The organism is Streptomyces sp. SID3343 (genome assembly GCF_009865215.1).
GTDB lineage: Bacteria > Actinomycetota > Actinomycetes > Streptomycetales > Streptomycetaceae > Embleya.
On sequence record NZ_WWJX01000377.1, the window covers coordinates 22345 to 31650 of the forward strand.

Annotated in this window: 7 protein-coding genes; 4 read left to right on the forward strand and 3 right to left on the reverse strand. The window is 71.3% G+C overall.

Translation table 11 applies throughout. The features are described from left to right. Positions 1-94: 94 nt before the first annotated feature. The 3 genes from GT354_RS12430 to GT354_RS12440 form a co-directional block, all read right to left on the reverse strand. On the reverse strand, positions 95-1999 hold the full coding sequence (locus GT354_RS12430; RefSeq protein WP_161356358.1) for a serine/threonine-protein kinase: 1905 nt from the start codon (positions 1997-1999) through the stop codon (positions 95-97). Between the two features lie 171 nt (positions 2000-2170). Next, complete coding sequence (locus tag GT354_RS12435; RefSeq protein ID WP_161356359.1) at positions 2171-3355, reverse strand: cytochrome P450; 1185 nt, start codon at positions 3353-3355, stop codon at positions 2171-2173. Positions 3356-3371: 16 nt separating this feature from the next. Then, positions 3372-4076, reverse strand: a complete 705-nt coding sequence (locus tag GT354_RS12440) for a TetR family transcriptional regulator (RefSeq protein ID WP_161356360.1) — start codon at positions 4074-4076, stop codon at positions 3372-3374. Between the two features lie 364 nt (positions 4077-4440). Between GT354_RS12440 and GT354_RS12445 the strand changes: the two genes are divergently transcribed. The 4 genes from GT354_RS12445 (at position 4441) to GT354_RS12460 (ending at position 8953) form a co-directional block, all read left to right on the forward strand. Next, positions 4441-5616 carry a CaiB/BaiF CoA-transferase family protein gene (locus tag GT354_RS12445; protein WP_161356361.1) on the forward strand — a complete coding sequence of 392 codons (1176 nt, stop codon included), beginning with the start codon at positions 4441-4443 and terminating at the stop codon, positions 5614-5616. Between the two features lie 84 nt (positions 5617-5700). Further along, positions 5701-6405, forward strand: a complete 705-nt coding sequence (locus GT354_RS12450; RefSeq protein ID WP_161356362.1) for a nitroreductase family protein — start codon at positions 5701-5703, stop codon at positions 6403-6405. Then, positions 6402-7370 carry an SDR family oxidoreductase gene (locus GT354_RS12455; RefSeq protein WP_161356363.1) on the forward strand — a complete coding sequence of 323 codons (969 nt, stop codon included), beginning with the start codon at positions 6402-6404 and terminating at the stop codon, positions 7368-7370. The genes GT354_RS12450 and GT354_RS12455 overlap by 4 nt, the downstream gene beginning before the upstream one ends. A gap of 2 nt (positions 7371-7372) precedes the next feature. After that, the gene (locus GT354_RS12460; protein ID WP_161356364.1) at positions 7373-8953 is read left to right on the forward strand and encodes an acyl-CoA synthetase; all 1581 of its coding nucleotides are present in this window, start codon (positions 7373-7375) and stop codon (positions 8951-8953) included. Positions 8954-9306: the final 353 nt, after the last annotated feature.

The following is a 9306-nucleotide window of genomic DNA, read 5'->3' on the forward strand; positions in this document are numbered from 1 at the left end:
CGGCCAATACCGACCCGACCGGGTCGTTCCCCACTCGACAGGTGTTCAGTTTGACGCATGGGCGCCCCGCCACGGTTCCCGGCGGGGTGTGCGATCAGTCGCCTTGACGGGTCAGAGTCCCCGTGGATGCCGAGCTCAGAATCCCCGTCCCGGGCGCGTTGTAGGCCATCGTGTTGTTCGGGCCCGGCTTGAGGATGGCCTCGCCGTCGACGCAACCGGTGCCGTCGTTCCTGGTCAGATGGCTGGTGATCTTCACCTCCGTCGACCCGGTGACCGCGACCAGTTCCTGGTCCGCCTCGCACTCGGCGTGCTCGCCGAGCGCGCCGTTCCCCAACAGCTTGCTGGTGCCGACCTTGGCCCCCACGTTGCCGCCGGTGAGCGTGATCGTCACCGTGGCCTTGGTGCCGTACGTCGACACCACGGGCCCCGACCAGGTCCCGTAGAAGCTTCGGGGAAGCGTGCCCGCGGCGGTGTCCGGTTTCCCCGTGGTCAAGGCAGTGCCGGACGGGCTCGGCGCGAGCGACTCGTTCGAGCCGGACCGGGAGGGGCCGCCGCTGCTCGCCGTGTCTGCACTCCGGCCCCGGTTCTTCTCCTTGCCGTCGCTGTCGTCCGGCAACAGCAGGGCCGCCGCGACGGCACCGCCGATCACGACGGCGACGACCGGGTACACCCACGGGCGGCGCCACAGCGGGCGGGCGGGCTCCGGGCGGGGCGGCGGCACGTACGTCTCGGCCGGCGGGGTCGCGGAGCCGGGCGGGGAGAAGAGCGGACGCGGCGGGCCGCTCGTCGGGTGCTGGTGCGGGTCGGGGTACTGCGGTCCGGACGGCTGCGGGCCCGGTGGCTGCTGGTTGAAGTACTGAGGACCGACCTGCTGGGGACCGGACTGCCGGGATCCGGACTGCCGGGATCCGGACTGCTGGGGACCGAAGTGCTGCGGGCCGGAGTTTTGCGCACCGAAATGCTGCTGCCCGCCGGAGCGTTCGGCGCTCGGTGGTTCGGCGCTCGGGTGCTCCGTGCTCGGATACCCCGTGGCCCCCGAGCGGTCGTCCCACGTCGGCGATCCGGTGCCGGTCGGTACGAACGTGCCCGAAGCGTCGGGCGTCCCGTCGTCGTCGAGTTCCAGGAGTTCGACCGCGCGGCGGGACAGCGCCGTGGTCAGGTCCATCGGCAGCCAGTGGCCGGCGACCAGGTCGGCCGTACCGCCCGGGGAGAGTGCCGCGAGCACCTCGGCCGGGGTCGGTCGGGACGACGCGTGCTTGGTCATGCACGCGGCCACGATCTCCCGTAGCGCGACCGGGAGTTCCTCCAGACGCGGCTCCTGCGCGACGATCCGGTACATCAGCGCCTGGCCGCTGCCCTCGCCGAACGGGCCGCTGCCGGTCGCGGCGAACACGAGTACCGACCCGAGCGAGAACACGTCGCTGGGCGGCCCGATGTCGCGCCCGTCGACCTGCTCGGGCGACATGAATCCGGGCGAGCCGACGGTGTGCCCGGTGCGGGTGAGTACCGACGCCTCCATCGCGCGCGAGATGCCGAAGTCGATCACCCGCGGCCCGTCGAGCGAGAGCAGCACGTTGGACGGCTTGATGTCGCGGTGTACGAGCCCGGCCGCGTGGATCGCGGTCAGCGCCTCGGCCAGGCCCGCCCCGAGGGTGCGCACGGTCTCCTCGGGCAGCGGGCCGCGCCCGGCGACCGCCTCGTACACGCTGGGGCCCGCGACGTAACCGGTGACCACCCACGGCGTCGCCGCCTCGGTGTCGGCGTCGAGCACGGGCGCGGTCCACGCGCCGCCGACCCGCCGCGCGGCGTCCACCTCCCGGCGAAAGCGTTCGCGAAAACCCGGGTCGTCGGCCCACTCGGCGCGCACGACCTTGATCGCGACGACCCGTCCGCCGCGATTGCGCCCGAGGTAGACCCGACCCATGCCGCCGGCTCCGAGGACACGGAGCACGCGGTAGCCGCCGATGTACCGCGGATCCCCCGCTTCGAGCGGTTTCACAGGACGCCCCCTCGTCTTCCGACAGTTCGCCAGAGGATACGCGGGTGCACCCATTTCGGGTGCGCCGGACGGCGTGCCCGTGACCGATCCGAGGCGTCTCCCTCACGGTCGGTCGCGGGGCGGCGAACGGGTCGACGGCGGGTCGCCGAGTGGGTCGCCGAGTGGGTCGACTCAGAACTCGACCGGCATCGCGGTCAGGCCGCGAATGAACGACGAGGGCCCGTGCACGAGTTCGGCGTTGGGCGCGAGTCGCAGGTCGGGCAACCGGCGCAGGATCTCCTCGAACGCGACCCGGATCTCCAGGCGCGCGAGCGAGGATCCCAGGCAGAAGTGTGGCCCGGTACCGAACGCGATGTGCTGGTTCGGGGTACGGAACGCGTCGAAGCGCTCGGGGTCGGCGAACACCCCGGCGTCCCGGTTCGCGGCGCCGTAGAGCATCATCACGGTCGAGTCGGCCGGGATCACCGTGCCGTGCAGCTCCACGTCACGTGTCGTGTGGCGGGCCATGTTGACCACCGGCGACACCCAGCGCAGCGATTCCTCGACCGCCGACGGGATCAACGTCGGATCCTCGCGCAGGCGCGCGAACTGGTCGGGATGGCGCAGGAGTTCGGCCAGGCCGCCGGATATCACGTTGCGGGTCGTCTCGTTGCCGCCGACGAGCAACAGCAGGGATTCGCCGATCAGTTCGTCGAACGACAGCTTGCCGCCGTCGATCTCGGCGTGTACCAGGATGCCGATCAGGTCGTCGGACGGCGTCTTGCGCCGGTCCTCGATCACCTGCGTGGTGTAGGCGACGTACTCGGTGAACGCCTCGCCGGCCTTGTGGCTCATCTCGCCGCCGTCGGACAGCATGACCATCACGTCGGCCCAGTGCTGGAGTTGGTCGAGGTGTTCGGCACCGACCCCGAGCAGCTCGCCGATCAGCGTCATCGGCAGCGGCGCGGAGAACTGCCGGACCAGGTCGGCGGTGCCACCGCCCGCGATCATCCGGTCGATCAACGTCGTGACGATGTCACGGACGTGGTCCTCCATCGCGGCGATCTGCCGGGGGGTGAATCCCTTGGAGACCAGCTTGCGGCGGCGGTAGTGGGTCGGGTCGTCCGCGTCGATCATCGACGGCTGCGGATAGCCGATCGGCCGCGAGCCCTTGGCCGACGAGAACAGTTCGGGATTGCGCTCGGCCCACGACAGGTCGGCGTGCCGGGTCAGCCCCCATACGCCCGCGCGCTCGCTGTAGTACACGGGCGCCTGCTCCCGTAGCCACGCGTAGTCGGCGTAGGGGTCACCGGCGTACCAGTCCCGGTCGAGCAGGTGGATGTCGCGGTGCGTCTCGCGCAGGGTGGGAGCCGTCATGGCAAGCCTCCAGTGGTCACGTGTCGAGCGGGTCGAGCGGAACGAAGAGTCGGACGGCGGTGCGCATCAGGTCCTGGACCTCCCCCACGGCGCGTCCCCTCGCGGTGAGGCTGACCAGGCCGGAGAGCAGGACGTGGCCCAGGACCGTCTCGATGTCGCGGCGGCGGTCGTGATCGGCCGGAGTGGGCTCGAAAGCCGCGGCTGCGCAGGGTTCGGAAGCCTCGGCTGCGCGGGGCTCGGAAGCCGCGGCTTCGGCGGGTTCGGCTTCCTCGCCGAAGGCCAGTCCGGTGATCCGGTGGATGCTCTGGTGGAAGGTCTCGTGCGACTGACCCGCGGACGGGTCGGGCGCGGTGGCGGCCTGGACGACGGCCTCGGTGAGCAGCCGGTTCTCGGCGCTGACCTCGACGATCCGACACAGCAGCGCGGCCAGGCGACCCGCCGGGTCGGCGGGCAGTTCCTGCTTGGCGAGCTCGTCCGAGAGCTCGCCGATCCACAGCGCCGACACCTCACTGAGCAGGTGGTTCTTCGACGTGAAGTACCGGTACACGGTGGCCCGGGCCACCCCCGCGCGGTCCGCGACGTCGTGCATCGTCACGGCGGCATAGCCACCGTCGAGCGCGAGGTCGCACGCGGCACGCACCAGCCGCTCGCGCCGAGCCTGCTGGTCGCGGGTGAGCGACCTGGTGAGGGTGATCGTCGAACTGGTCCGGGGTTCGGCCACGGGAGAGCCTGTTCTCTGGGGTCGTGCTGCGGGGACGGTGCACGGGGTGCTGCGACTCGTTCCGCGGCGATCTTGCCTACGGATGAGACGGAAGTCTAGTCTGACGTCTCGTCAGATCAATTGAGAACGTGTTCCAGAAATCCGTTGCCCAACCCGTGGTGGCACTCGCGCCCGGACCGGCCCGACCGAGCATCCGCCCGACCGGGGACCGACCCGGGAACGGACCCGGGGACCGACCCGGGAACGACCCGGGAACGACCTGGGAACGGACCCGGGAACCGACTCTCGGGAAACCCCGGGAGCCGCGCCGAAAGCCGCCTCGGCGGACCGCTCGAAAGCCACCCGATCGAACACCGGAGACACCGTGACTGCCAGGTCAGGACCGCTCGCGGGGATCCGCGTCGTGGAGTTCGTCGGCCTCGGGCCGGGCCCGTTCTGCGGGATGCTGCTCGCCGACCTGGGCGCGGACGTACTGCGGATCGACCGCGCCTCCGACGCGCGCAGGGGCTACGCGAAGCCGCCCCGCAACCCGATGAACCGCGGCAAGCACTCGATCGCGGTGGATCTCAAGCACCCGGACGGGGTCGGCCTCGCGCTGCGCCTGGTCGAGGGCGCCGACGCGTTGATCGAACCCTTTCGCCCGGGCGTGATGGAACGCCTCGGCCTGGGCCCCGAGGTGTGCGCCGAGCGCAATCCGCGGCTCGTGTACGGGCGGCTCACCGGCTGGGGCCAGACCGGCCCGCTTTCGTCGGCCGCGGGCCACGACATCGACTACATCGCGCTGGCCGGCATGTTGGAGCCGATCGGTCGCGCCGGTCAGCCGCCGAGCATTCCGCTCAACCTCGTCGGCGACTTCGGCGGTGGCGGCCTGTTGCTCGCGTTCGGTCTGGTGGCCGCGCTGGTGGAGGCCGGCCGCTCCGGGCAGGGCCAGGTGGTGGACGCCGCGATGATCGACGGCGCCGCGACGCTCGGCGCGACGTGGTTCACCATGGCCGCCTCCGGGACGCTCGGGCCACGCGGGACGAACATGCTCGACGGTGGGGCGCCGTTCTACGACGTCTACGAGACGGCGGACGCGAGGTTCGTCGCGGTCGGCGCGATCGAGCCGCGTTTTTGGGCCGAGTTGGTCCACCGCGTGGGGCTGGCCGAGGATCCCGTGTTCACCGACTTCGCCAGGCAGCACGACCGGGCCCACTGGCCCGCGATGAAGGCCCGGCTCGCCGAGGTGTTCGCCGGCCGTACCCGCGACGAGTGGTGCGCGCTCCTCGAAGGCACCGAGACGTGCTTCGCGCCGGTGCTCTCCCCCGCCGAGGCGCACGAACACCCGCACCACGTCGAGCGCGGCACGTTCCTGCACGCGAACGGCCTGCCGGAACCGGCCCCCGCGCCCCGCTTCTCCCGTACGCCCGCCGCCGTACCGACCCGACCCGTCAACCCGGGCCCGGCCGCGAAGGGCGGCGACACCGACAGTGCGCTCGCCGCGTGGGGCGTCCCCGACGCGGAGATCGACCGCCTCCGGGACACCGGGGCGGTCGTCTGACCCGACGGCGGTCGTCCGGGTCCGCTCGCCGGCCCGAGCCGGCGTCACCAGTCTTCGGCAGCAGATACGTCAGTTAGGGACTTCATGGAACTTCACGAGGCGCTGTACACCACGCGCGCGATGCGCAGGGTCGGAACGGATCCCGTTCCTTACGACGTACAGGCCCGCATCCTGGACGCGGCGGTGCGCGCGCCCAGCGGCGGCAACACGCAGGGCTGGCGCTTTCTGCTGGTCGACGACCCGGCGGTGAAGGACCGCCTCGGGCCGCTGTACCGGGAGGCGATCGACACGCTGTGGAAGACCGTGTACGCGCCGCGCGTGGCCGCCGCCGCGGCCGATCCGGACAGCGCCGAGAGCCGACAGTTCCTACGCGTGCAGCGCTCGTCGCAGTGGCTCGCGGACAACTTCGAACGGGTGCCGCTCTTCCTGTTCGGCTTCGTGCAGCACGACCCCACGGGCGGTTCGATCTTCCCGGCCGTGTGGAGCGCGATGCTCGCGGCCCGCGCGGAGGGGGTCGGTACGGCGTTGACCGCCGTACTGGGGATCGGGCATCGCGACGCGGTCATGGAGGTGCTGGGGGTGCCGCCGGGTCGGGGCTGGCACATGTCCTGCTGCGTGTCGTTCGGGTATCCGACCGGCAGGTGGGATGTCGCGCCCAGGACTTCGGCGCACGAGGTGGCCTATCGCAACACGTGGGGCGAGTCGGTCGGCTTCGAGGTACCCGAGCCGCTGTGGCCGGCGAACGGTGCGGCGTACGTCGCGAACTCCCTTGCGGGTGAGGCCGAGTGACACGTGAAGCGTTGCCTTTGCAGGGTTCGGTCGCGCTCGTGACGGGTGGTGGCAGCGGCATCGGACTGGGTTGCGCGCAGCGGTTCGCGGCCGACGGGGCGCAGGTGGTGATCGCCGGGCGCAGCGAGGAGCGGCTGCGCGGCGCGGTGGCGGAGATCGAGCGGGTCGCTGCGGCGGATGTGCGGGTCGCCTACGTGGTGACCGATGTGACGGACGAGCGCCAGGTCGAGGCCGCGGTGGCCCGGGCCCGCGAACTGGGCCCGCTGCGCGCGGTGGTCGCGTCGGCCGGCGGCAACTCGACGATGGGGCCGTTGACGCAGATCGACACCGCCAAGTGGCGCGACACCGTCGAGTTGAACGTCACCGGCACGATGCTCGTGCTCAAGCACACGGCCCGGATCATGGCGTCGGCCGGCGGCGGTTCGTTCGTCGCGATCTCCTCGATCGCGTCGTCGAACACACACCGCTGGTTCGGCGCGTACGGGGTGAGCAAGGCCGGCATCGACCACCTGGTCAAGCTCGCGGCCGACGAGTTGGGCGCGAGCGGGGTCCGGGTCAACAGCATCCTGCCGGGCCTGGTGGCGACCGACATGGTCGGCGCGGTCACCCAGGGCGGTCCGGTGCTCGACGACTATCTGACGTGTACTCCCCTCGGCCGGGTCGGGCAGACGCAGGACATCGCGTCGCTCGCGGCGTTCCTGGTGGGTCCGGAGTCCACGTGGATCACCGGGCAGAACATCAACGTGGACGGCGGCCATCATCTGCGCCGCGGTCCGGATTTCAGCGCGTTCCTGGAGCCGGTGTTCGGCGCCGAGGGACTGCGCGGCGTGGTGGCGCCCGCCGCGGACGGGGCTTTCGGCACGACTTCCGGCTCGGCCTCCGATTCTGCTGCGCATGCCACTTCCGGTTCGGCCTCCGATTCTGTCGCCGAGGCGGCTTCCGGCTCGACTCCCGAAGGGAACTGACGATGACCCAGCGCGTTTTCAACCTCGCGGACCTCTTCGAGGTCGTCGTGGACGCCTGTCCGGATCGGCTCGCGCTGATCGCGGGCGAGGTCCGGCTGACCTACCGTCAACTGGACGAGCGGGCCAACCGGGTCGCGCACGCGTTCGCGACGGCGGGGCTCGGCCCCGGCGACCACATCGGCATCTACTCGCGCAACCGGGCCGAGTGGCTGGAGGCGATGATCGGCGCGTTCAAGGCGCGCATGGTGCCGATCAATATCAACTACCGCTACGTGGAAGACGAGTTGCGCTACATCGTCGACAACGCGGACCTGGCGGGGCTGGTGGTCGAGCGCGGCTACCTGCCCAAGGTCGCGGCGGTGCGGGACGGCGCCTCCGCGTTGGCACACGTGTTCGTGGTCGCCGACGAGCACGACGACAAGCTCGACGGCACGATCGACTACGAAGCAGCGCTCGCGAACGAGAGCGGTGCTCGCGATTTCGAGCAGCGCTCTCCCGAGGACCGCTACATGGTCTACACGGGCGGCACCACCGGCTTCCCCAAGGGCGTCGAGTGGCGCTCGCACGACATCTTCTGCTCGGCGATGGGCGGCGGGAACTTCGGCGGCGAACCGATCGAAAACCCCGAACTGCTCGCCGGCAAGGCCGAGGGCGCGCCGCTCGTCCAGATGCTGACCACGCCGTTGATGCACGGCAACGGCCAGTGGGTCACGTGGATCACCTTGTTCAGCGCGGGCACCGCGATCATGTGGACGGGCCACCGATACGACCCGGTGGAGATCCTGCGGACGATCGAGCGCGAGGGCGCGGTGACGATGATGCTGGTCGGCGACGCGATGGCGCGGCCGATCGCGGACGAGCTGGAGCGCGGTTCGTACAACGTCGAGACGCTCAAGGTGATCGGATCCGGCGGGGCGTTGCTGTCACCGTCGGTCAAGGCGCAGCTCGTCCGGCTGATCCCCGGGCTGTACATCTCCGACAGCTTCGGCGCCTCGGAGTTCGGCGCGGGCAGCTCGCAGACGCCCGGCGGGCGTTTCCCGCTCAAGCCGAAGACGGCGGTACTGGGCGAGGACCTGCGTCCGGTGGGCGTGGGCGAGAGCGGCCGGCTGGCGCGGACCGGCTACATCCCGATCGGCTACTACAAGGACCCGGTCAAGACGGCGGAGACCTTCCACGTCGACCCCGACGGCGTGCGCTGGGTGATCCCCGGGGACTTCGCCCGAGTCGAGGACGACGGCGACGTGACGCTGCTCGGTCGGGGCTCGGTGTGCATCAACACCGGTGGCGAGAAGGTCTTCCCCGAGGAGGTCGAGGGCGTCCTCAAGGCGCACGCGGCCGTCTACGACGCGGTGGTCGTGGGGGTCCCCGACGCGCGCTTCGGCGAGCGCGTCGCGGCGGTCGTGTCGCTGCGCGAGGGACACACCCTGACCACGGACGACCTGGCGGAGCACGCCCGCGACCACATCGCGGGCTACAAGGTCCCGCGTGACCTGGTCGTGGTCGACGAGGTCCCCCGCACCCCGGCCGGCAAACCGGACTACCGCTGGGCCAAGACCACCGCCGCCGCAGCCCTCACCCCCTGACCCACCCCACCAACCGGCCCGGCCCGCCGCCCACTGGACGGGGACGGCGGACCGGGCCCCCTCCGTACCCCCACCCGCCCGCGCAGCCCTCCAACCGCAACGCAATGAGTGGCGCGGGCGAAACAGAACCCCACCGCGCGCCCCACCAGGCTCAGGGGCCCGACCACCCGCACCCTCGGCCGTAAAACCCCAACCACCCCCGAAAACGGCACGGGTGGTGCGGGTGGGAACCCCAAAAAAACCCGACCACCCCCAAACCGCAGCCGCACGCACCACGCACCACCCCCGGAGCGGCTCACGCCCGACCGCGACCCGCCCACCCCGCCCGTCCCGCAAAAAAAGACCGCGCCCAC

Coding starts and splice junctions, on each gene's coding strand:
- GT354_RS12450 (WP_161356362.1), top strand. CDS start 5,701: ATGGAACTTCACGAGGCGCTGTACACCACGCGCGCGATGCGCAGGGTC.
- GT354_RS12435 (WP_161356359.1), bottom strand. CDS start 3,355: ATGACGGCTCCCACCCTGCGCGAGACGCACCGCGACATCCACCTGCTC.
- GT354_RS12460 (WP_161356364.1), top strand. CDS start 7,373: ATGACCCAGCGCGTTTTCAACCTCGCGGACCTCTTCGAGGTCGTCGTG.